The organism is uncultured Veillonella sp., from assembly GCF_963534045.1.
Classification (GTDB): domain Bacteria; phylum Bacillota; class Negativicutes; order Veillonellales; family Veillonellaceae; genus Veillonella.
The window spans coordinates 16,074-39,821 of record NZ_CAUSQT010000012.1 but is presented as its reverse complement, the minus strand read 5'-3'; the positions used below and the strand labels follow the sequence as shown (position 1 = coordinate 39,821).

The 23,748-nt window shown below is 38.8% G+C and carries 22 protein-coding genes; all 22 read right to left on the bottom strand.

The window, feature by feature from the left end; genetic code table 11:
• Nucleotides 1-1,387 (bottom strand): endonuclease MutS2 (locus RYP29_RS03745; RefSeq protein ID WP_399553309.1); only part of this gene is annotated, 1,387 nt, incomplete at its 3' end.
• Between the two features lie 14 nt (nt 1,388-1,401).
• The gene (locus RYP29_RS03740; protein WP_311532300.1) at nt 1,402-3,849 is read right to left on the bottom strand and encodes a DUF3656 domain-containing protein; all 2,448 of its coding nucleotides are present in this window, start codon (nt 3,847-3,849) and stop codon (nt 1,402-1,404) included.
• Between the two features lie 79 nt (nt 3,850-3,928).
• The gene (gene pheT / locus RYP29_RS03735; RefSeq protein ID WP_311532298.1) at nt 3,929-6,373 is read right to left on the bottom strand and encodes a phenylalanine--tRNA ligase subunit beta; all 2,445 of its coding nucleotides are present in this window, start codon (nt 6,371-6,373) and stop codon (nt 3,929-3,931) included.
• Between the two features lie 9 nt (nt 6,374-6,382).
• Nucleotides 6,383-7,405, bottom strand: a complete 1,023-nt coding sequence (gene pheS / locus RYP29_RS03730) for a phenylalanine--tRNA ligase subunit alpha (protein ID WP_005379195.1) — start codon at nt 7,403-7,405, stop codon at nt 6,383-6,385.
• A 36-nt stretch (nt 7,406-7,441) separates the two neighbouring features.
• Nucleotides 7,442-7,906: a PaaI family thioesterase gene (locus RYP29_RS03725; protein WP_005379184.1), complete on the bottom strand. Its 465-nt coding sequence runs from the start codon at nt 7,904-7,906 to the stop codon at nt 7,442-7,444.
• 128 nt (nt 7,907-8,034) lie between these two features.
• Entirely contained in the window at nt 8,035-9,246 is a 1,212-nt protein-coding gene (locus tag RYP29_RS03720; RefSeq protein WP_060807774.1) for an ABC transporter permease, read from the bottom strand.
• Complete coding sequence (locus RYP29_RS03715) at nt 9,239-9,961, bottom strand: ABC transporter ATP-binding protein (RefSeq protein ID WP_311532293.1); 723 nt, start codon at nt 9,959-9,961, stop codon at nt 9,239-9,241. Before RYP29_RS03715 ends, RYP29_RS03720 begins: the two co-directional genes overlap by 8 nt.
• Before the next feature lie 13 nt (nt 9,962-9,974).
• On the bottom strand, nt 9,975-11,057 hold the full coding sequence (locus RYP29_RS03710) for an efflux RND transporter periplasmic adaptor subunit (RefSeq protein ID WP_118353972.1): 1,083 nt from the start codon (nt 11,055-11,057) through the stop codon (nt 9,975-9,977).
• 92 nt (nt 11,058-11,149) lie between these two features.
• On the bottom strand, nt 11,150-12,064 hold the full coding sequence (locus RYP29_RS03705) for an ATP-dependent 6-phosphofructokinase (RefSeq protein ID WP_009661267.1): 915 nt from the start codon (nt 12,062-12,064) through the stop codon (nt 11,150-11,152).
• Nucleotides 12,021-12,719 (bottom strand): shikimate kinase, encoded by a 699-nt coding sequence (locus tag RYP29_RS03700; protein WP_311532290.1) that lies wholly within the window; start codon nt 12,717-12,719, stop codon nt 12,021-12,023. The genes RYP29_RS03705 and RYP29_RS03700 overlap by 44 nt, the downstream gene beginning before the upstream one ends.
• Before the next feature lie 519 nt (nt 12,720-13,238).
• Entirely contained in the window at nt 13,239-13,559 is a 321-nt protein-coding gene (locus RYP29_RS03695) for a hypothetical protein (protein ID WP_255308897.1), read from the bottom strand.
• A 235-nt stretch (nt 13,560-13,794) separates the two neighbouring features.
• A complete protein-coding gene (locus RYP29_RS03690) occupies nt 13,795-14,649 on the bottom strand; it encodes a hypothetical protein (protein ID WP_311532288.1) in 855 nt (284 codons plus the stop codon).
• Between the two features lie 13 nt (nt 14,650-14,662).
• Complete coding sequence (locus RYP29_RS03685) at nt 14,663-15,112, bottom strand: hypothetical protein (RefSeq protein WP_311532286.1); 450 nt, start codon at nt 15,110-15,112, stop codon at nt 14,663-14,665.
• Nucleotides 15,113-15,600: 488 nt separating this feature from the next.
• Entirely contained in the window at nt 15,601-16,026 is a 426-nt protein-coding gene (locus tag RYP29_RS03680) for a hypothetical protein (RefSeq protein ID WP_311532307.1), read from the bottom strand.
• A 2-nt stretch (nt 16,027-16,028) separates the two neighbouring features.
• A complete protein-coding gene (locus RYP29_RS03675; protein WP_005379215.1) occupies nt 16,029-16,487 on the bottom strand; it encodes a hypothetical protein in 459 nt (152 codons plus the stop codon).
• The gene (locus tag RYP29_RS03670) at nt 16,445-16,948 is read right to left on the bottom strand and encodes a prepilin peptidase (RefSeq protein ID WP_311532305.1); all 504 of its coding nucleotides are present in this window, start codon (nt 16,946-16,948) and stop codon (nt 16,445-16,447) included. Before RYP29_RS03670 ends, RYP29_RS03675 begins: the two co-directional genes overlap by 43 nt.
• Before the next feature lie 74 nt (nt 16,949-17,022).
• Nucleotides 17,023-17,436: a competence type IV pilus major pilin ComGC gene (locus RYP29_RS03665; RefSeq protein ID WP_005376366.1), complete on the bottom strand. Its 414-nt coding sequence runs from the start codon at nt 17,434-17,436 to the stop codon at nt 17,023-17,025.
• A gap of 16 nt (nt 17,437-17,452) precedes the next feature.
• Nucleotides 17,453-18,625: a type II secretion system F family protein gene (locus tag RYP29_RS03660; protein WP_311532282.1), complete on the bottom strand. Its 1,173-nt coding sequence runs from the start codon at nt 18,623-18,625 to the stop codon at nt 17,453-17,455.
• A gap of 9 nt (nt 18,626-18,634) precedes the next feature.
• Complete coding sequence (locus tag RYP29_RS03655; protein WP_205097053.1) at nt 18,635-19,636, bottom strand: ATPase, T2SS/T4P/T4SS family; 1,002 nt, start codon at nt 19,634-19,636, stop codon at nt 18,635-18,637.
• 22 nt (nt 19,637-19,658) lie between these two features.
• A complete protein-coding gene (locus RYP29_RS03650) occupies nt 19,659-20,675 on the bottom strand; it encodes a GspE/PulE family protein (RefSeq protein WP_038148830.1) in 1,017 nt (338 codons plus the stop codon).
• A 220-nt stretch (nt 20,676-20,895) separates the two neighbouring features.
• Nucleotides 20,896-22,182: a phosphopyruvate hydratase gene (eno, locus tag RYP29_RS03645; protein WP_311532280.1), complete on the bottom strand. Its 1,287-nt coding sequence runs from the start codon at nt 22,180-22,182 to the stop codon at nt 20,896-20,898.
• A gap of 27 nt (nt 22,183-22,209) precedes the next feature.
• Nucleotides 22,210-23,733, bottom strand: a complete 1,524-nt coding sequence (gene gpmI / locus RYP29_RS03640; protein ID WP_311532278.1) for a 2,3-bisphosphoglycerate-independent phosphoglycerate mutase — start codon at nt 23,731-23,733, stop codon at nt 22,210-22,212.
• Nucleotides 23,734-23,748 lie beyond the last annotated feature (15 nt).

Sequence of the window (23,748 nt, the reverse complement as noted above, 5' to 3'; positions counted from 1 at the left end):
CATGGCCGTTTTCGATTCCTTCTGTATGGTATGCATAGTTTTTAAGCTCATTATAGTGAGTACTTACCATCATAAGTGTTCCTTTTTGGCGGAAGAATTCAAGTATGGATACAGCTAAAGCACTACCTTCCTCCGGATCTGTGCCGGAGCCGAGTTCATCGAGTAGCACAAGATCATTAGGACCACAATGTTTAATAATAGAAATCACTTGTGTCATGTGTGCAGAGAATGTAGACAAGCTAGCTTCAATGCTTTGTTCATCCCCAATGTCTGCAAAAATATTGTGAAAAATCGGCAATATAGAACCGTGATCAGCAGGAATAAATAAACCGCTTTGGTTCATAAGGGATAATAAGCCAAGTGTTTTTAATGACACCGTTTTACCACCCGTGTTAGAGCCAGTAATCAATAAAATTCGATAATCCGTACCCAAACGAATATCTGTAGGTACAACTGTATTGGCAGGAATCAACGGATGGCGAGCACGCATCAAATTGACGTCACGCCCTTCGCTCAATGTGGCTTGTACTGCCTTTTGGGCCATAGCGAGTTTTGCTTTACCATAGACAAATTCAATATGGGATACCTTTTCACAGGCATCCATCAGATCATTACTATGTTGTTTTATAAGAGCTGAAAGTTCCTTATAAATGCGTAATACCTCTTGCTCCTCACCAATTAAAGCTTCTTGCAAATCATTGTTTAGCTCTACAAGTCGCATCGGTTCAATATATAATGTTTGCCCTGTTGCAGATCGGTCGTGAATTAAACCATCAAAATATTGGCGATATTCTTGCTTAACAGGAATTACATAACGATTGTTGCGTTGCGTAATAATCGCTTCTTGGAAATATTTCTGATTATCCTTGTCATGCAATATGGCTTGAATATCGTGTTTGATACGATCCCGCGTCTTACTAATCGTATTCCGTAGGCTCGCCAATTTAGGAGATGCTGTATCGAGCAGTTCCCCTTTTTCATCAAATACACGTTTTAACCGTTGTTCTACACGATCCATATTCGGCATGTCTTGCATCCATAAGGACAATAATGGATATTCTATATATTTCGCTCTAAAGAACTTCACCATACGCTTGTAGGCGCCTATAGTTATATATACATCCCATATGGCCTCTCGTGAAAGCACAAAATCCTTACGACTCTTTTTACAAGATTCACGTATATCTCGAGTCCCCCCTAAAGGTTGCTCGATTTCTGTTTGCCAAGAGCGCAGTGCTTCTGCTGTTTCATCTAAAGCCTCTTGAATCTTTTCTCGATTCGTCATAGGTTCCAATGCTAAAGCCATTTCTTTAGCAATAATAGAGCTACAATGATTAGCCAACTCTTCTTTAATTTTTATAAAATCTAATACATCTTCATTAAACAATGTACTACCTCGTTCTATAAAATACCTCTAAAATAATGTCCCCGTGTAATAGATTCGCCTTGGGAATCTATTTTCTTAGGTGGTGCCTCCATCGTACCCTTTGCTATGCCAACATATTGGGATACAATATCTTTCACATAACTTGGTTTCATATGACGACCATCTACGCGTAATATGGAAATTCCTTTTTGTAATAACATAGGTACATAGGCTCGCATATCCATTTCATGACTATTCATGATGTGCATACGACAGTATGGATCCGTACGAATTGGGAATATTTCACCTTTTCTATCCTTTAACGAATACGATTCCTTAACACATGGCATAGGACAATTTACTTTACTACCTGTGCCAACAAAACTTGCAATAGCACAATATTCGGAAATCATCATTTCCGTATAGCCATGTATCATCGTCTCAATAGGAACGTGGCTATGTTTAGCTAGTTCCGTAATTTGTTTTAAGGTCAACTCTTGCGATGGATTTACACAACTCATATGTAACTGTTCCCAGAAATGTAATGTAGGTGTATTGAAAATATTAAGGCCTGTATCAGCCTCAATGGCACCTGTATATCCTAATTCACGGAGCCATAATAATGCTTGTGGCACGTGAATGGAAATACTATCTGGATGAGCCTGTACGATTGCCTCTAATGTATGTTTATATGCTTCTACTTCATCATCTTTCACAACTCGTGGTGTAGCAAAGGTGCAAATCACATCAGATTGAGCACATAAACGGGCCACCTCATCATATATAGATAACGCATATGGTGTACGACTCAGTCTATCACCACCAAAAACGATTTTCTGTGCTCCACCAGAAATTGCTGCTTTCACACCTTCTATTTCATCGACACGAGCTGAAATCATAGGACAAGTATCATAGGATAACTCGTGTTGCGCCTTGAAATCATAATCTACATCGCCTGTTACTTGCAATGCTTGCCATGATTCTACATGATGTGTAATTAACGCTGTTTCTAATGCAGTTACGGCATCACGACGTAGTGCATTAAGAACGCTAGCAGGCCACATATAAGGGCCATCAGGAATATCTACATAAGAAAGCCTAAATAACGTATTACCCAACCGACCTAACTGTTCTGTTACCTTCTCTAACGATGTGGGCACTTTATTAGCAATAGCTGGCACATACTCATTTGTAACAGTCACACTAAGACCAGAGTCTAGGATGGCAGTTAATTCAGTATAATTTGTTTCACCATTAGAACCAACACTGAGATATACAGACATATCATATTTACGGGTAAACTCTTGTAAGCCTCGTGACTTTGTATTCTTTGGTGTAGATGCTAAATATAATCGACCTACTGCTAAGCCCTCTGCAGGTCGCCCTTTATACAGCGTATCGGATACACATGTCCATTCGTCATCTACCGTATAATAGGTAACACTGCCATTAGATTGTAATATTTTAACTAATGAACCTTGTTCAATAGGTTCTGTTAAGGATAAGTAAACTTCCCCTTTTTTCGTATACGATTCGCCGATTGGCTTCCCCTGGTGATTTGGCGCCACTACGGTCATCATTTGTCGACCTACCGTATCTTCTAAATAGGCTGTGGAAAATCCACGATTAAATCCAGAGGCTAGTGCTTTACGTTGATTTTCGTGAATTGATGCCTCATCCAATATCTCTCTATAAGTACCTATCACTTGACGAACATAGGATACCTTTTTCATACGACCTTCTACCTTAAAGGATGTAACACCAGCCGCTACGAGTTCGTTCATATGCTCACTATAATTGAGGTCCTTTGGACTTAGCAAATAAGCTTCATGTTTAGGTAACACACTTTCACCCTTAGAATCCAATAATTCATAAGGTAAGCGACAAGGTTGTGCACAAGCACCTCGGTTACCACTGCGTCCACCGATGAAAGAACTCATCAAACATTGACCTGAGTAGCATACACATAATGCACCATGTACAAATACTTCAATTTCTGCCTTACAATGTTTGCATATATGTTGAATTTCCTTAAGACTTAATTCACGAGCCAAAACAACACGTGTAAAGCCTAGGCTTTCATAAAAACGAACCGCATCAAGTGTAGCAGCCGTCATTTGTGTACTCCCATGAAGATGGATGTTTGGTGCAACACGTTTTGCAATTTCTGCAACAGCTAAGTCCTGCACGATGATTGCATCTACACCAATGGAATCTAAATCCTTAATATACTGTTCAAGGTCCTTCAGTTCCGTATCGCCAATCAAAATATTAACGGTTACATACACAGACACATCTAAAATATGTGCTAACCGTACAGCCTCACGCAATTCATCAATACCAAAATTGGCTGCATGAGCCCGTGCATTAAAGACCTTGCCCCCTAAATATATAGCATCTGCCCCCGATTCTAAGGCGGCCATAAAATTTTCCATCGTACCCGCTGGTGCTAATAATTCCATAATAAATCCTTTCTGACTCATTACCTATACCTTCTATTATACAACAGGGGATAGATAGACATAAAAGGGTTTACCATAAGGTAAACCCTTTCACGATGATTTATCGTAATTTACAATTTTTGGTTGCTAATGCATCAATAATCGCTTGAATTGCACCATCAATGTCTTCATCATTTAATGTGCCTTCCATCGATCTAAATTGTAAATTATAAGCTAAGCTACGATAGCCTGCTTCAATATGTTCCCCTTCGTAAACATCGAAGATAGATACGGATTCTAAGTATTCTCCGCCATATTCCTTAATAAGGGCTACAATGTCACCACTTGTAACAGATACTGGTGCTACAATAGCCAAGTCACGACTTGTACCTGGGAATTTACTGAATGATTGATATCTAAATGGCGGTACTATAATAGATAATACAGCTTCCAAGTCAATTTCAAACATATATACTTTACCAGACAAATCGAAGTTTTTAACCACTTGTGGATGTAATTCACCATAGTTTGCAATCGTTACACCATTGACTGTATAATGTGCACTAACGCCTGGATGGTAATAGCTTTCACTAGATGGTTGAATATCATATTGAGTCAATCCTAATTTAGCTAGTAAACCGTCAACTACGCCTTTTACATCATAGAAATCAGTGTCGCGTTGCGCTTGGTTCCATGCGGCCTCTGTAACCTTCCCCATCATAATACCACATGCCATAGGGCGTTCATGCGGTACTTCTGTTAATGGCAATGCCTTTGGTTCATACACATTAGCGGTTTCAAATAACCACAAATCCTTATTTTGTTGAGCAATATTGCGTTTAGCTGCTTCAATAACAGCTGGCACCAACGTAGTTCTCATATATGGGAACTCTTCAGAAATAGGATTTAAGATTGGAATTGCCGTATAACGATTATCACCTTCTGGTAACATCATATTCGTAAGGCCATCTTTGTGCATGAAACTAAATGTAATGATTTGGCTAAGACCTGCATGTGCTAAGTAATGCGTTACTTCTTTTGTTAACGCTTTCTTAGGTGTCATACCGCCGGAGGATAGTATCGCTACAGGAATTGTAGGCGCAATATTATCATAGCTTACGATACGCGCCACTTCTTCCGCAATATCAGGCATACCAGTTACATCATCACGCCATGTTGGAACGAGTGCTTCAATAGTATCGCCAGATTCTGTAATGCCGAATTCGAGCTTCGTTAAAATATCTACCATTCTATCTTTTTCAATAGAAGTGCCAAGATAGTCATTGATTTGTTCTGCTGTGAAAGTTACAGTGCGTTGTTCTACTGGTTCTGGATATACATCAATAACGCCAACACTTACCTTACAGGAAGGACAGATTTGTTGTAACAATTGTGCAGCACGATCGATAGCATATGCTGTATATTTATGGTTTACACCGCGTTCAAAACGACCAGATGCTTCGGAACGCATACCTAATGCTTTGGATGTACGACGAATAGATGGTCCATTAAATACAGCAGCTTCGAACAAGACGTTCGTAGTTTTATCTGTTACTTCACTAGTAAGACCACCCATAACGCCAGCTACGCCGATTGGGCCCTTTGTATCTGCAATGATAAGCATAGACTCATTGAGTTCACGTTCATTACCGTCTAGTGTAGTAAGTGTTTCACCAGCTTTTGCACGACGTGCAATAAGGGTATGGTCCGCTACACAATCATAATCATAAGCATGCATTGGTTGACCTAATTCAAGCATAACGTAGTTTGTTACGTCCACTACATTGTTGATAGGACGAATGCCGCTGTTACGCAAACGATTTTGCATCCACAATGGAGATGGTTCGATGGTAACATTCGTAACAAGACGGGATGTAAATCGCGTGCAAAGATCATGTGCTTCGATAGCTACAGATGCTTTACCTTCGATGGACTCACCATTTTCATTCACCATAATAACTGGGAACAAAGCCTTTTGATTTGTCATGATACCGAATTCACGGGACAAACCTACCATAGAGAAGCAGTCTGCACGATTAGCTGTTAATTCAAATTCATATACAGTATCATCAAGCATAAGTGCTTCTTTAATATCTAAACCAATCGGTGTACCTTCAGGGAAAATATAGATGCCTTGTGCTTCTTCTGGTCTTACCAAATCAGAGGAAATACCGAATTCAGCAACGGAGCAGAACATGCCTTCGGATACAACACCACGTAATTTACCTTTTTTGATTTCTGTACCATCTGCCAAACGAGATTTATGATACGCAACTGGTACGATTTGACCAACAGCCACATTCGTAGCAGCGGTAACGATTTGCTTAGTAATTTCTTCCCCATCTTCAGATAAGCATTGTACTTGGCATACTTGTAATTTATCTGCATCTGGGTGTTTTGTAATTTCTACGATTTTACCAGTATAGATTTTTTTCAAACCTGGATCCATAGAAAGTACTTCTTCTACAGGAATACCTGCTTGGGTCAATTCATCCGCTAATTCTTGGGCAGGACGATTTAGATCAAGAGGTACGTATTCATTCATCCATTGTAAGCTTGCTTTCATTTCTACCTCCTAAAATTGTTCCAAGAAACGGATATCATCTTCAAAGAATAGACGTAAATCGCCAATACCATATAACAACATAGCAATACGCTCTACGCCCATACCAAAGGCAAACCCTTTCACCTTATTAGGATCATAGCCATTAAGCTCAAGTACACGAGGATGTACCATACCACAACCTAAGATTTCAAGCCACCCTGTATGAGAGCATACACGACAGCCTTCACCACCACACATTACACAGGAGATATCTACCTCTGCAGATGGTTCTGTGAATGGGAAGAAGCTTGTACGGAAACGTACCTTTGTTTCATCACCAAACATATGGCGTAGGAATGTTTCAATGGTTCCTTTCAAATCAGCGAACGTAATGTGTTCATCAATAATCAAGCCTTCTACTTGATGGAATACTGGTGAATGCGTAGCATCATAGTCCCAGCGATACACCTTACCAGGCGCAATCATGCGAATCGGGCTATTCGGCTCATGACGTTGCATGGTACGTGCTTGTACAGGAGATGTATGAGTTCTAAGCAAGAAATTTTCTGTAATATAGAAAGAGTCTTGCATATCGCGTGCTGGATGATCTTTTGGTAAATTAAGACACTCAAAGTTAAAGTGATCTTGTTCGATTTCAGGACCTTCTTCAACGGTATAGCCCATTTTCATGAAGAAATCTTCAATCATTTCGTTTACTGTTGTCAACGGATGAATATGTCCTGTTTTGGGAGCTCTACCAGGTAGAGTGATATCGATTTTTTCCTCTTCCAAGCGAGCGTTCATAGCCGCTACTTCCATAGAAGTTTTCAATGCATCGATTTCTTCCTCTAATGCTTGACGAACTGCATTGACAAGAGCCCCCATTTTAGGGCGTTCCTCTGGGGAAAGTTTACCCAATCCTTTTAGCAATGCTGTTACTTCACCTTTTTTACCTAAATATTTTACGCGTACGTCTTGCAACGCTTGTTCATCAGAAGCGCTTTTAATAGCAGATAAGGCTTCTTCTTTAATGCGTTGTAATTCTTGTTCCATACAACCGTCCTCCTAAATTACAAAGTTCAACCCTCATTATACCAAATTTGGGTCATCTTCTTCAATGAATCTCCAAGGTAAATCCGGTAAAGGACGCTCTTCTACCACAAAAAACGTACCTCTTGCTATATGTACCACTTCACCTAACTCGTTATAAATACGCGCAGTAGCCACCATCGTAGTTTTACCACTGTGTTCCACATTCGCTACACCACGCAATACTGTTCCGCCTTTGACAGCTTTCAAATAGTTACCATTAATATCAATGGTACTCACCGATTTTCCTAGTGTAAAGCATGCCGTTCCCATCAAGCTATCTGCAAATCCAATACAAACAGCACCATGCAAATGGCCCCTAAAATTGCAGTACTCTGTTTCATTTGTTTGTAACGTCATTTCTGCATGACCAGGTTCTACAGTTGTCACCTCAGAATCTTTTACCCAGGAAAAAGGATTCTGTGTACGTAATTCATTAAAATATTCCAATAATGTTGTTGCCATAATTTCCTCACTAAATTAAAAATAGTGCGTTACATCATACTTAATTGTATCATGCAACGCACTGTATGCGAATATGTCTATTACATTATATAAATGTGAGATCTCCCAAATATCTGCATCTACCAATACTATTCATAGTGTAACGCATCAATTGGATTCAATTTAGCCGCTTTTCGCGCAGGATAAATACCGAATACCAAACCGATGGCCATGGAGAATGCAAAGGATAACACGATAGTCGGTACCGAAATAACTGTACTCATACCAGATGCCAATCCTATCAGTTTTGACGCACCTATACCGAGAGCAATGCCTATGAGACCGCCCATAAGACTGATTACAACAGCTTCGATTAAGAATTGTGTAACAATGACAAAGTATGTAGCACCTAAGGCCTTACGAATACCAATTTCACGAGTCCGTTCGGTAACGGAAACGAGCATGATATTCATAATCCCAATACCACCTACAACAAGAGAAATAGCAGCTACAGCACCTAAGAACAAGGTCAAGGTTCCTGTCGTCTGCTCCATCGTTTCCATAATCGATTTCATATTCTGAATGTTGAAATCATCAAGGTTTGTGTCCTTAATGCTATGACGTACACGCAATAGATTTTCTATATCCGATTGCAAACGGTCAATACCGTTATCATCATTAGCAACAACGTAGACCATACGCAAGTAATCGACACCTTCTACCCGCTCCATAGCTGTCGTGTAAGGAATGAAGATAGTATCATCTTGGTCATTCCCCATAGTACCATTCCCTTTACTGTTAAGAACACCGATAACGCGGAACGGAATATTTTTAACACGAATTTCCTTACCCACTGGGTCCTCACCAGCAAATAAGTTCTTAACTACGGTTTGTCCCACAACAGCTACCCGTTCACGATTTTCTACATTCTTGCTAGAGATAAATCGACCTTCAGCCATGGTCCAATTATTTACATCTTGAAAGTTACTACTTACACCACTAACAGTAGTAGTCCAGTTCTTACTTTGGTATATAGTTACATAAGAATTAGCTGTATATGGACTTGCTGCCTTGACGCCATCTAATTTGCTAATAGCTTGATAATCAGAAACCTTCAAAGATTTCATAGATCCCTGTGATGGACGCACACCCGGTGTACGTGGAGCACCAGGCATAACCATCAATAGATTGGAACCTAAACTAGAAATGGAATTCTGAATATCTTGTTTAACACCATTACCGATTGACACAAGGGCAATAACAGCAGCTACACCAATAATAATACCCAGCATCGTTAAAATAGATCTCATTTTATTGGCAATCAACGATGCCCAGGCCATTAAGAAACTTTCTTTATACATGTGTCACCTCCTGAACAGGAGTCATATTTACATTTTTCTTATCCTCCACAATTAAGCCATCACGCAATACAACGTTTCGACTTGCATAGGTTGCAATTTCAGGTTCATGGGTAACAAGAATTATGGTACGGCCTTCGTCATAGAGGCCTCTAAAGATATTCATAACATCTATAGTCGATTTCGAATCCAAATTCCCTGTCGGTTCATCAGCCATGATGATAGCGGGGTCATTGGCCAATGCACGGGCAATCGCCACACGTTGACGTTGGCCACCGGATAGTTCTGCCGGTAAATGATCCATACGGTCACCCAAGCCTACAGATGTAAGCAAAGCCTCTGCACGAGTAGTACGTGTTTTTTTATCGATGCCTGCATACACCATGGGCAAAGCCACATTTTCAATAGCCGTTAATTTTGTTAATAGATTGAAACTTTGAAACACAAAGCCAATTTCTTTGTTACGTACGTATGCTAACTCATCATCACTGAGATTAGCAACTTCATTCCCATTCAAGCGATAGGATCCCGATGTAGGTCTATCTAAGCAACCTAAAATGTTCATAAAGGTAGACTTACCAGAACCAGAAGGGCCCATGATAGACACGAAATCACCTTTTTGTACCTGTAAATCTATACCATGTAGAACGGGAACCGTTAACTTACCATTTACATAGGTCTTTGTAATACCTTGAATATCAATAACTGACTGATTCATAGTTCACCTACGCTTAAAATGGTCCATGAGAGTTATTCTTAGGGCCCGTTACATCACCACTAACAATAATTTCATCACCTTCGGAAACGCCGCTTAAGATTTGAACATTTGTATCACCCGTTACACCTGTAGATACAGCAGTTCTAACAGGTTGACCATCTTTGATAACATATACATATTCACCTTGTTTATCAGTACGTACCGCTGTTAATGGTACAACAAGGGTATTCTTAATATCATCGCCAAAGATTGTGGCACGTGCGGTCATAGATGGCAAGAAATTCGAGGAAATATCAGCTGGAATCGATACTTTCACAGTATAATACACTACGCTATTACTTGTAACACCCATATTCCCTTTAGTACCTTTTGCAATTTCAGATACATAGCCTGTGAAAGTTTGACCTGGCTTAGAGTCAACAGTAAATTCTACCTTAGAGCCATTTTTTACATTGCCAATATCAGTTTCATCAACTGTCAAATAAATTTCTAAATCAGATAAATCCGCTATGGTCGCAATGATCATTTGTGTCGAAATGCCTGTACTAATCGTTTGCCCGGCCTTAAGAGGTGTCCCTACTACGGTACCCGACATAGGAGCAGTGATAGTAGCATCATTTAAATCAGCAGATACTCTATCATAAGTTGACTGAGCTTGTTCATATGCAGTCACAGCATCATCATAAGTTTGCGCTGCTACAGCATTTTGATCGATTAGCGCTTTATAGCGATTCATATCTAAGCGTGCTTTATCAAGAGCAGCCTTTGCATTATCGACCTGAGCTTGTAATTGTCGTGTATCAATATAGGCGATCACTTGACCTTGCGTAACATGATCATTTTCCTTGACCAATACTTTTTCAAGTTTACCAGCCACATTTGTGGATACATCGACATAATTAACAGGGTTAATAGTACCCGTAGCACTAATACTAGTCTTTACATCGCCCTTTTCAACCTTGCCGGTTGTATATTTCTGCTGGGTCTGTGCACTATCATTTGTATGAACATAATAATAGCCACCACCACCTAATAAACAGATAGCAATAACACCACCAATAATACGTTTACGGTGCTTCTGAAATAATTCTTTCATATATACTCCTTAATAAATGAGTCATTTCATTATTATTTACCATATTGTACTAGAATTTTACCGATTATACAATATAATTTTACGAATTCATTTTAATGACTCAATATAGAGATTAATTCATACTGACTTTTATCAATGCCAAACTTCATTGTTTTAGCGTTTTCATAGGGTATAGCTCGAATCTGACCATCAACATACCCAGTAATACAATTATGTTCTCCACGTACTAAGCAATCCACTGCCAACTCACTCATACGAGCAGCTAAAATAGCATCTAATGCAGATGGTGCACCACCGCGTTGTAAATAGCCTAGAACTGTTAAACTCGGATCAAAGTATGTATGTTGTTTAATATACTCTTTAACCTCACCACTAGAGTAGGCCCCTTCAGCAACGAGTATAATACTATATTCTTTACCTAACTGATGAGTCTTATTAATATGTTCACATACCTCATCTAATGGCATTGGGTATTCAGGTACTAATACAAGCTCTGCACCACTCGCCAACCCAGCTTGTAATGCAATGTGTCCCGCATGGCGCCCCATAACTTCGATTATAGCCACTCGTTCATGAGAGTTTGATGTATCCCGAATACGTCCTACCGCATCAACTACAGTATTAAGTGCGGTGTCAAAACCAATCGTATATTGAGTACCATTCATATCGTTATCTATGGTACAAGGAATGGTTATCGTAGATTGACCGAGCCGCATCAGAGCCTCTGCACCAGCTTGTGATCCATCACCGCCAATAACGATTAAATGATCGATACCAAAATCTTGTAATATTCGATAGGCTCGTTGCTGCACATCTAAATTTTTAAACTCTGGATAGCGAGCCGTTCTAAGAATTGTACCGCCAGTGGTAATAATACCGCCCACATCACGAGCGTGTAAGGGTCTTATTTCACTATTAATAATGCCCTCAAATCCTCGTTCTATACCATATACGCTAAGGCCCTCATGAATTGCTTTTCTTGTGATGGCGCGAATGGCTGCGTTCATTCCTGGTGCGTCTCCGCCGCTTGTTAGTAATGCTATTTTTTTCATGTCTATGTCCCTTCTGCTGCTTTGGTTCAGCTTGTATGTCTTTAGACATAATTTCAGTTGTTTTGGGTTGTCTTCGCGCCTTAAATTGAACACCTATAGTATCCAATTGACGCTCAATTGCTTTCATAAAATCATAGGTACGTCCATTAGTCGTATCCAATACATAATCACATTGTTTATATACTGGCTTCCATGCCTGAATCATATTATGAACAAAGGCAGAAACATTGGTATAATCCATCGTTGGTCGTTTGCCCACACGACGATTGACGCGGCTTACAATTCGGTATTGTGCCGCTCGTATACCTATAATAAAAGAAAATTTCTTAAGCGATCTAAGCGTTCTATGCTCTATAGGAAAATTTCCACCTACACTAATAACCGCCTCGTGATATAGGGAAACTTTTTTTAGAACCTCTAATTCAGCACGACGAAATGCTTTTTCGCCAATCTTTTTATAAATTTCTGCAATGGGCAACCCAAAACGACCTTCCAATACTCGATCGGTATCCACGAATTGCCATCCTTTTAAATCTGCCAGATTACGTCCAAAATGGCTTTTTCCACTTCCCATGGACCCAATGAGAATAATATTTCGTTTTACTATCATGTTACTATTGCCCCTTATTCTTACGTTAAAATTTATTTTACTATAAAATTGGCATAAAAACAAAAATGAACATACAATAATGAGAATTATTACTCATTATTGTATGTTCATTTTCTTTACATCACTAATGGCGTAACCTTGCATGTAAAAAATATACTATTTCCTTTTGTATCAATGGACATAATCTGTATATGACAATACTTTATCTTCTGTTGTACCATATTATACCAAGATAAAAAGGACTGACTGGTTCCAACCAGAGTAAGATCTAATGCATCATCATGATGAGAACTACTCGTTATGATTAAAGGTTCTCTATTTATACTTTGATATATATCATCTACCCAATATTCATGCAGCAATAAGGATGAAATCAACTCATATGTATGAGAAGATAAAAATTGCTCTTTTACTGTTGTTTCCAATTGGTAATATTCAATGTTCTCTACCACCGCTTCGCATTGCTCTGTATAGTATCTATATATCCATAATGAAGAAAAAGCAATCATAATGCTTATACTACACGCTAGGAATATCCTCCTTAGGTTTGGTGTCATGCTGTTTTGTATGTCCATCCAAATGGAATGAACAAGGTCCATCTGCTTTTTCCACTTGTTGTTTCCCATCACAAATCACCTGTTTCATATGAGCTTGAACATATTGAACATACGAATGATAAGCTTCATCATTTGTTGCATCACCATCAACAGTAAACCCTCCTTCAGAAAATTCTATATGTCGTAACGTAATGGTTCCTCTTGTTGACATAGCTCCATCCAATAATGTAACAAGACAATATTGATTATCTAATTGTGCGCCATGTTGTAACAACCGCGACATGGTATCCTCCATAGCATGATATTGATCTCGTATATGCTTGGATTGTTCATCCATCTGTATTTGTTCGTACTTCGCTACCTGTTCAGTATAAGTTTTATAAGAATAGACCCCCATACCAAGACAAAAAGCACTGAGTAATATAATCACTCCTGCAGTAGCATATATATACAACTTATATTTACATAGCCAAATATACCATCGTAATGAACGGGGCATAAAATTTATTAATCTTTCATTACCATCCTTGTCCAATCCACCGTAACCCCCGCGTAGCCATTCCAATCGCCATATCCCAATCTAATTCACCTAATGTGCAACGCGTGCGACCTCGTCCAAGAAACATCATAGGTATATATTCGGTATTTCCGTATACCTCTTGTAATGCGCTTATATCGATACGCTGCTCTTCATTTAAATTATCAGTATTATAAAAATGTATACCTTGAATTTCTTCTACGCCAAATCGCTGCAACATTTCTTCCATTTCAATCAATGCGGTACTAATATCTGCACCATTTATCTTTACAATACATTCCTTCACACAAGTATCCTTCCACCAAGCCCATAAATGCATACCGGCTGGTTCTACGATACCCGTAACCGTTCCTGTTCTATGCATCAATCCATATGTAACTGGTAATGGCCAACAATCAATAGTATCGACAGGTGCACATGTATCGCGTATACCTTGGCGTAGTAATTCAAGTTCATGCCGGTCTACGGCGGCTAAAAACAAATAATAATTATGTCGTGGATACTCTCTACGACAAGCATCAAGTTCAAATTCATGTTCGCCAAAATTAAATGTATCTTCTATATTCCACTTTATAAACTCCTTTACATCAAAATCATGAGGATCAAAACTAGCCATCGTCATTTCCGTAGGTATACAAGCGACAATACTATATTCTCCCTCTTCTAGATTATAGGTATTGATAAATTCAGCTATATCTTCATCAATTGTACTAGACCGTTTCATCTCCATTGCATCAGTAATAATCATAGTTTTATTTTCAATATGTGCTGTAGTGGCAACAATTCTATCATCCGTAATACAAAGCCCTGTATGTATCTGTTTTTTCTCTTTCATAGTGATGTCCTCCTCAATATGGTTTTACACTAATAACCTCTAATGTATGATTTTCTTTTTCTTTTACATATATATGAACACGACTTGATACACCATCTAATACAGCACAGCTCATCACATGTTTTGGATTAGTAACCTTTGGATCTGCCTTAATATATATATAGATAGTATCGTTTTTTTCTACATCAATAGCCTCGCTATAATCCCAACGGCCACCGTTATTGCAATACGTAACGAACCATCGCGCACCACGCTCTGCTGCATAATGAGATGCAATGAGTCTCATTTCATCCGTTGTATTACTTAGTGACAGGGTCGCAAGCCTATTCATTCCTAAAATAAGTACTAATAAAATGAGCATAATATATATGGCTACATAGCTAACCATGCCCGAAGAATAGTCAGAGATGCTTCGTTTTTTTAAACCAATCTGAATGTGTTGATACCGCCGTTGACACCTCATAATTTGCTATTCCTCCATACCCTTTTGCATACTCTGTTTGACTATTAAACCGGTTATTTATAGACCATTTAAAAGTAACCAATCTATTAGGATTCATAGAAAACGGTTTGGTAGTATCCAGTTTACGCTTATCATCAGTACCTATGATGCGGCTTCCACTCAAAGGTTGTAAGCTACCATCACTTAATTTTCTATATAAGGCCCTTCTAGTAACAGTAAACGCGGTACGGCTTGTATCATTGATAGATAACAGGTCTCCCTGATCATTGATGGATACCATAGAATGATTCCAAATAATATGAGATACGATAGCGCGTCTTGTATAACGGCCATCCTCTAACATGGCCAGGCTATCATCAATTCGCTCGGTCCATATATAACACGTCATACATATTGTCATGATTACGAGAATCACGAAAGAACTAATCAAAACGCTAATAAGTAGAGATGGTAATATAAATCCATTGAATGATTTTGTCCTATGATTTTCAATGATGACTCGATCCAAGAAACGTAGATATCTCATAAACAGTAACTCCATTATCAACGGCTTGTACGCTAAATCGTAGTATAGATACACCATTTACCACTTCTTCTATAACACTTTGTTTAAATGTTATATTGGATAAATTATGTCCATTCGATGATGAGATAGTTCCTGTTGTTGGTACACCACCAGAATCATATACCGCTTTCCCTGCTTCTATATAAGATAATGAATCCTGCAATATATAGTCATGAGTATACGTAGTCTTTACTATCGATAAGGTACTACTCAAGACATAAAGTATGATTGGCAATATGAGTAATACTAAGGTTACTGCCATAAGTGCATCACCATATAAAAATCCAGATTGTTCTGTTCGTAATCTATGTTTGTAGTTTGGATACGTTCTTATTTGTACACATGTCATAATCACAATGATTCCCACCGAATACGTCCCGTTTGTACAGAAATCCATATGCGATTTGTCGCACCGGTTTGTAAGTCTTGTAAAATAAATTCTGTCCCATCATAGGGCAATCCATAAGCAGAAAAATAAACGCGCTTCATAGTATGAGCACTTTCTATATGTTCTGGTAATTCTATCTCTACATGATGCTGCATAAGCCCTTCTTGAATTGAATAAGAATGTTTCTTTAAAATAAACTCACCCTGTGCCATCCGATCATCCCGGTGTCCTAACATAGCCCATAGTTGAACCTTCTTAATAGCTAATACGACTTCTTCAGTACTTCTATTCAACTCATGACGTGATGGTATGGTAACGATACTACTTAGGCCTATACCAATCAAGGATAGTAGAATGGTAATCGCCACAAGCCACTCTACTAATATAGAGCCATTACAATAATGTGTTTTATCACCGACCAATATATCGCCTCCCACACATTAGCAAAATGCAAAGCACTCCATGCTCCAATACATAAGAAAGGGCCAAAAGGAATATACCGTCTACCTGTATTACGAATACTATATAAGCTGGCGAGATAGAGGACACTAGCAAAACAAGAAACGTAAATCATAACTATAATTTGTATGTTTGTTAGCCATATGGATATAGCACTCATCCATTTAATATCACCCCAACCAAGACCACCTCGACTCAATATGCGTAATGCGATACTGATACTAGCAACGATCAAAACATGTACACAGGTGTCGAAAACTGCATGCTGTTCAACGATGCTATAAAGGATACCTATAATCGTAAGAGCGATAGCACCCTCATCAGGTAATATGAAATATAGCTTATCAATGGTAGCACCTATTACGAGAAATAGTGAAAAGAAGCTATAACATATAATTTCAAATAGTGTGTAATCCCTATACATTAATGGGATTACAATTGACAATATCCATATAACTAAACAGATATATTCCTTTCTCCCTTTCATTGCAAAATCCTTTATGTTTCAGGGGCCGTAACGACTACAGACTTACCGGCATTACCAGCAACTTGTTCATAGGTAATAACATATTCCTTACCTTTTGTAGTTTTAACATGCTCCGTTAAGTAACCTTCTTGATATAATTTTTCTACTGTTGGTGGCGTATCTAAACTTTTATCAATCATGTAGAGTTGTGTCGCATTACGTATGATTTGCATATCTGCCACTTGTTTAGCATTTTTTGCCTTATCGGCAGCGGACATAAATTGAGGCATTGCAATAGCTGCCAAAATAGCAATAACAGCTACTACCACCATAAGTTCTACTAGTGTAAATCCACCTTGTTTAGTTCGTTGCATGCGACGCAAACTAATATATCTAAAAAACGATCGTTCTAATTGAGTTAGTAGTTCTCTACAATACATAAGCATTTTAAAAAGTCTCCTTTCATTGACCACCTAGAGATGATATTGATGTAAATAATGGATACATGACGGATATAACGAGGACTGCAATGCCAACGCCCATAATGGTGAGGAGTATAGGTTCCATAAGGCGCTCCATTCTTGCTATATATTGTGTTAACAACGATTCATAATAGTGACTACAATGATTCAACATGGCTACCAATTCACCACTTTCTTCTCCAACAGCGACCATTTGCCATATAAATGGGTTCCCTACAGACGATGATTTTAAACTTTCACCAAAAGAATGTCCTTTACAAAGCATGTTATAAACTTGATTACTACAGGATTCACCATACGAATTTCGCCATATATGCTTTGTAATATCTATAGTATTGATAATTGAAATTCCCGAATCTAGCAATAATGACCAAATATGTAAAATATTCGTATAATATAGAGATGTTAAAAATGTATTATGTTGAGCCAACTGCCATAACCATCTATCAAATCTATATCGAATTGCAGATTGTTTAAAAGCATATATGAGTATTCCAATAAAAACCACATGCCCACTAACATACAGTAATGGATGTTCTCGAAGGGAAGTTCCTAATACAAATAAACCTTTTGTCATCCATGGTAATTCTATATGCATAGTAGCAAATACGCGGGTGAACGATGGAATAATAAATAATATAGTAACCAAGAAAAATACATTCATAAGCACCAGTAAGAATAAGGGATATGAAATAGCACTTACTATCTTTTGTTGGTATTTTCGTTCTCGTTCATAATAAGAAGCTATATATTGTAAAGCTTCTCCAACATTCCCTGACATTTCACCACTTTCAAGTAATGCCAATGCTATAGGAGGAAAGCCCTTTTCTCGAAGAGCCTCTGATAAAGGTTGACCTCGTTGTATACCCTCGTATAAAGAGCGATATAACATCGTTTTCGAGCCATCCATTAAAAGTTCTAACGAACGCCTAAGGGAAATACCAGATTGTAGCAGTAATCCCAGTTGATATGCTGTGGTGCTCACTTGTTTATGATTCCAACGTACCGATTTACTAGAGGATCTTGCGATACTACAAATGACATATCCTTCTAACTTGAGTTTAGTGCTAACCTCATCCTCAGAATCGGCCCATAATAAGCCTTGTATTCTTTTCTTGTCTGTTGTTATCGCTGTATATTCATAAGCATTCATGTAATCCCTCTATGATAATTGTTGTTCCAATAGAGCATGTAATTGGCGAACTGAGCCATATTGCGTTTTTACATCACGCACTGCCATTTCTAATGTCTTCATGGGGGCCTGCGTTTCTTGAATCGAAACAATTTGAGGTTCCTTTCGATTTCTAATTAGATTTGCCACTGCATTCGTATTTAACAGAATATCCCGTATTGTTATAAACGAGGTTTCCCATCGCAACAAACGTTGACATATGACCGCACGCAATACTTGTGATACTTGGCTGCGCACTTCATCTTGTTGTTCACCAGGAAATAAAGATATCATGCGTTGCACGGCCATAACTGCTCGTTGTGTATGCATGGTTGCCAGCACAAGATGACCTGTTTCCGCAGCATGTAATGCGGCCTCTAACGTATCTCGGTCTCTCAACTCTCCTACCATAATGACATCTGGATCCTCACGCAAGGCATCACGTATCCCATGCGCCATCGAATCCACATCAATTCCGAGTTGGCGCTGATGAATGATTGACTGTAAGGGTATGAACTCATATTCCACAGGATCTTCTAACGTTATTATGTGTTTATTCATAGTTTTATTTATATATTCTATGCAACAAGCTAAGGTATATGATTTGCCACTACCTGTAGGGCCTGTAACAAGGACTAACCCATCATGATATTCACAAATTTGTTTTAATACATCACTATCTTTAGATGTATCTAGCGATAAATTAGCATGACAGAGTAGTCTCAATGTGCCACAAATTCTATGATTAGCCCTATAAATATGAGCCCGAATTCGAATGCCATTGCTGGTGAAAGCATTATCGACAGAGTGCCATTCATCATGTGTAACGCCACATCGTTGTAATACATCTTTAATCATATCCACACTGCAAATACTTGAAATAGATTCCAACCCATTAGCAGCTCGAATATAAATCGGTGTTCCCACCTCTAAATGTATATCAGTAGCACTATGCTCTAACGATAGGGAAATTACATCTTCTATGGTTATCATCGAGTCGGTTGTCACTACACAATCACAATAAGATGCCTGCACGATGTACCTCCTCTACTGTTGTAATGCCCGAATTAATAGCAGTCTGCGCCGAATCTTGCAATGAAACATATAGATATGTATCAACATGATTCCAATCAATATCGCTAGACGGTATCTCTACATATTCAAACAAACCTAATCGTCCTTGATAAGAATTTGTAGTGCTATTAATACGTCTTACGAGGCGCTGCGATAATGAACCAATTAATGTAGCATGCAGTAAATACGGTTCGACCCCCATATCAATAAGGCGCCCAATAACACCCAATGCGGTATTCGTATGAACCGTGGTAATTACACGATGTCCGGTTAAAGCGGCTTTTACAGCTAGCTGTGCCGTCTCATGGTCTCGTATTTCACCAATCATAATAGAATCAGGATCTTGCCGTAATACAGTGCGTAATCCTTTAGAAAAGGTGAATCCAATCTTTTCATTAATCCCTATTTGAATGGCTCCATCAATGGCTGCTTCTACAGGATCCTCTAAACATATAAGTTTTGTTTCCTTTAAATTCAACATGCGTAACATGGCATATAAGGTAGCCGTTTTACCACTTCCCGTAGGTCCACAAATGGTAATGAGACCATAGGGTCGTTTTAGTAATGCGGTAATCTTCTCCTGTAAATCGACTGACATACCCAGTTCTAATAAATTTTTATGCACTCCTTCATTTCCCATTAGACGACACACAATGGCCTCACCATATAGACTAGGCAAACTAGATACACGCATGGTGACAGCATACGATTTAGCTGTCCATTCCCATCGCCCATCTTGAGGCAATCTCTTTTCGCTAATATCCATGCCACTGAATACCTTGATGCGGTTTACAATCATTTCCGCATCAGTAGCATCGATAAACATATAATCCGTTAATAATCCATCAATTCTCAATCGCACTTGTACGCCATCTGGAATAGGATCAAAATGTATATCACTAGCACTAATCGTAATGGCATATGTAATGATTGAATCTAATGCAACATCTACATACAATGCCACCCCCTCCTTCATACCTTGCGGTGTGTTTATACATCACCTCTGCTCATTGCACTATGTAATTCTGTATAATAAGAAAAACTCCTCTTTATTTCTAAAAAATCCACAATGCGTGTACAGATACGCAAAAAAACAACAAAAAAGAGACTCTCTTGAGTTTTCACTACTCAAAAGAGCCTCTTATCTAGTATGTGATTCTAAAATAAAATGTATTATTCTATTTTTTCAAATTATAGAATACTGCATCGCCTTTATATTGCGCTGTTTCGTATAACATTTCTTCGATGCGAAGCAATTGATTATATTTAGCAACACGTTCAGAACGTGCAGGCGCACCTGTTTTAATTTGGCCCGCATTAACAGCTACTGCAATATCTGCAATAAATGTATCTTCTGTTTCACCGGAACGGTGAGATACTACGCATGTGTAGCCAGCGCGTTTTGCAGTTTCCATAGCATCAAAGGCTTCAGTTAATGTACCAATTTGATTTACTTTGACAAGAATAGAATTAGCTACGCCAAGGTCGATACCCTTTTCAAGGCGTTTTGTATTAGTAACGAATAAATCATCACCTACGAGTTGAGCACGCTTACCAAGGCGTTCGGTTAATACTTTCCATCCATCCCAATCTTCTTCTGCAAGGCCATCTTCGATAGATACGATAGGATATTTATCGACTAAGTATTCATAGAAGTCAACCATTTCGCTAGCGCTCAATACTTTGCCTTCGCCTTCTAGATGATATTTACCATCTTTATAGATTTCACTGGAAGCCACATCGAGAGCTAATTTGAAATCTGTACCAAGTTCATAACCGGCACGTTTAATAGCTTCGCAGATTACTTCTAACGCTTCTTCATTAGATGCCAAGTTTGGTGCAAAACCACCTTCATCACCTACAGCAGTGCTGAGACCTTTATCGTGAAGCACGGATTTCAATGTGTGATATACTTCTGCACAGCTACGCAATGCATCGCTAAATGTTTTAGCCCCCACTGGCATAATCATAAACTCTTGAAGGTCTACGTTATTATCAGCATGAGCACCACCATTTAGAATGTTCATCATAGGAACAGGAAGTTCTTTAGCATTAAAACCACCTAGATATAAGAACAAAGGCAAATCTAAAGATTCAGCAGCAGCTCGTGCTACAGCCATAGATACACCTAAAATTGCATTGGCACCCAAGTTAGCTTTGTTATCTGTGCCATCAAGTTTAAGCATTAAATTATCAATCGCCACTTGTTCAGTCGCATCATAGCCGATAATAGCTGGGCCAATTTTAGCATTTACATTGTCTACGGCTTGTAGAACACCTTTACCACCATAGCGTTTTTTATCGCCATCGCGAAGTTCTACTGCTTCAAACATCCCTGTAGATGCACCAGAAGGAACTGCAGCTGTTGCAATTGTACCATCTTCCAAACATACTTCTACTTCTACTGTAGGATTACCACGAGAATCCAAAATTTCACGAGCTACGACTTGTTCAATTACTGCCATACTACTACCTCTTATTTATATACTAAATTAATCTAATAACAAACTTTCACCGGTCATATTACTTGGCTTATCAATATGAGCCAACGCTAACATTGTCGGTGCAATATCACATAATTTACCTGATTTAAGTTGTTTATGTATATCCTGAGCTCCCACTAAAATCAATGGCACAACATTCGTTGTATGGGCTGTATGAGGTTTTCCAGTCTCATGATTGACCATTTGCTCTGCATTACCATGATCGGCGGTAACTAAAAGCTGTCCTCCAACCTCTAATATAGCCTTTGCAATACGTTCTAATCCTGCATCCACAGTTTGAATTGCTTTCACTGCAGCTTTAAAATCGCCTGTATGACCTACCATATCTGGATTTGCATAATTTAGGATAATCATATCGTATTGACCACTATGAATAGCATCAACTACCTTATCGGTTACCTCAGGAGCACTCATTTCAGGTTGCAAATCGTAGGTTGCCACTGCTGGAGATGGCACAAGAATGCGGTCTTCACCTTCAAATGGAACCTCATTACCGCCATTAAAGAAATATGTTACATGTGCGTATTTCTCTGTTTCAGCAATACGTAATTGACGATAGCCTCCATCAGCAAGGACCTCACCTAATGTATGATGTAACGTATCCTTTTCATAGACAATATGAACAGGCAATCCATCCTCATACTTAGTCATTGTCGCCATAAAGATAGATATAGGTTCTCGTTTAAAACCTTCAAAATCAGGTAAAGTTAAAGCCTTCGTCAATTCACGAGCTCTATCAGGTCTAAAGTTACAGAATATAACGGCATCGCCATCAGAAATCATCCCGTTTGGATCGATAACTGTAGGCACTACGAATTCATCATTCACACCATCATCATAGGATTGTGTAACGGCGTCACACGCAGAATTAGCCTTATTACCAACACCATTAACAATAGCATTATAGGCTAATTCCTCACGGTCCCACCGGTTATCGCGATCCATCCCATAGTAACGGCCACTTACAGTAGCAATTTTCCCACAGTTTATATCGGACATAAAAGATTCTAAGTCCTTAAGATAGGTTAATGCTGATTGTGGTGGTACATCGCGTCCATCGAGAAGTGCATGCACATATACCTCTTTAATGCCTTCATGTTTAGCACCAGCAATTACGGCCTTAATATGCTCTAAAGAACAATGTACATTGCCATCAGATACAAGGCCAATAATTTGTAATTTACCATGCTTAGCATGCTTGTATAACTCTTGTATTACAGGCTTTTGAAAAAACTCGCCACTCTCTACATCCTTCGTAATACGCGTTAAGTCTTGATATACAATACGGCCGGAACCAAGGTTGAGATGTCCAACTTCTGAATTACCCATTTGCCCTTCTGGCAAACCGACTGCAAGACCTGAAGCTTGTAATGTTGTATGAGGATACGTATCCCACAAATAATTAAAATAACTTGGTTTTGCTTGTACTACGGCATTCGTCGTATCTGTTTGGTCCCCCATACCAAAGCCATCTAGGATGACTAGCATTACGGGTGCCTGTAATTTTGCCATATTTATACCTCTAGT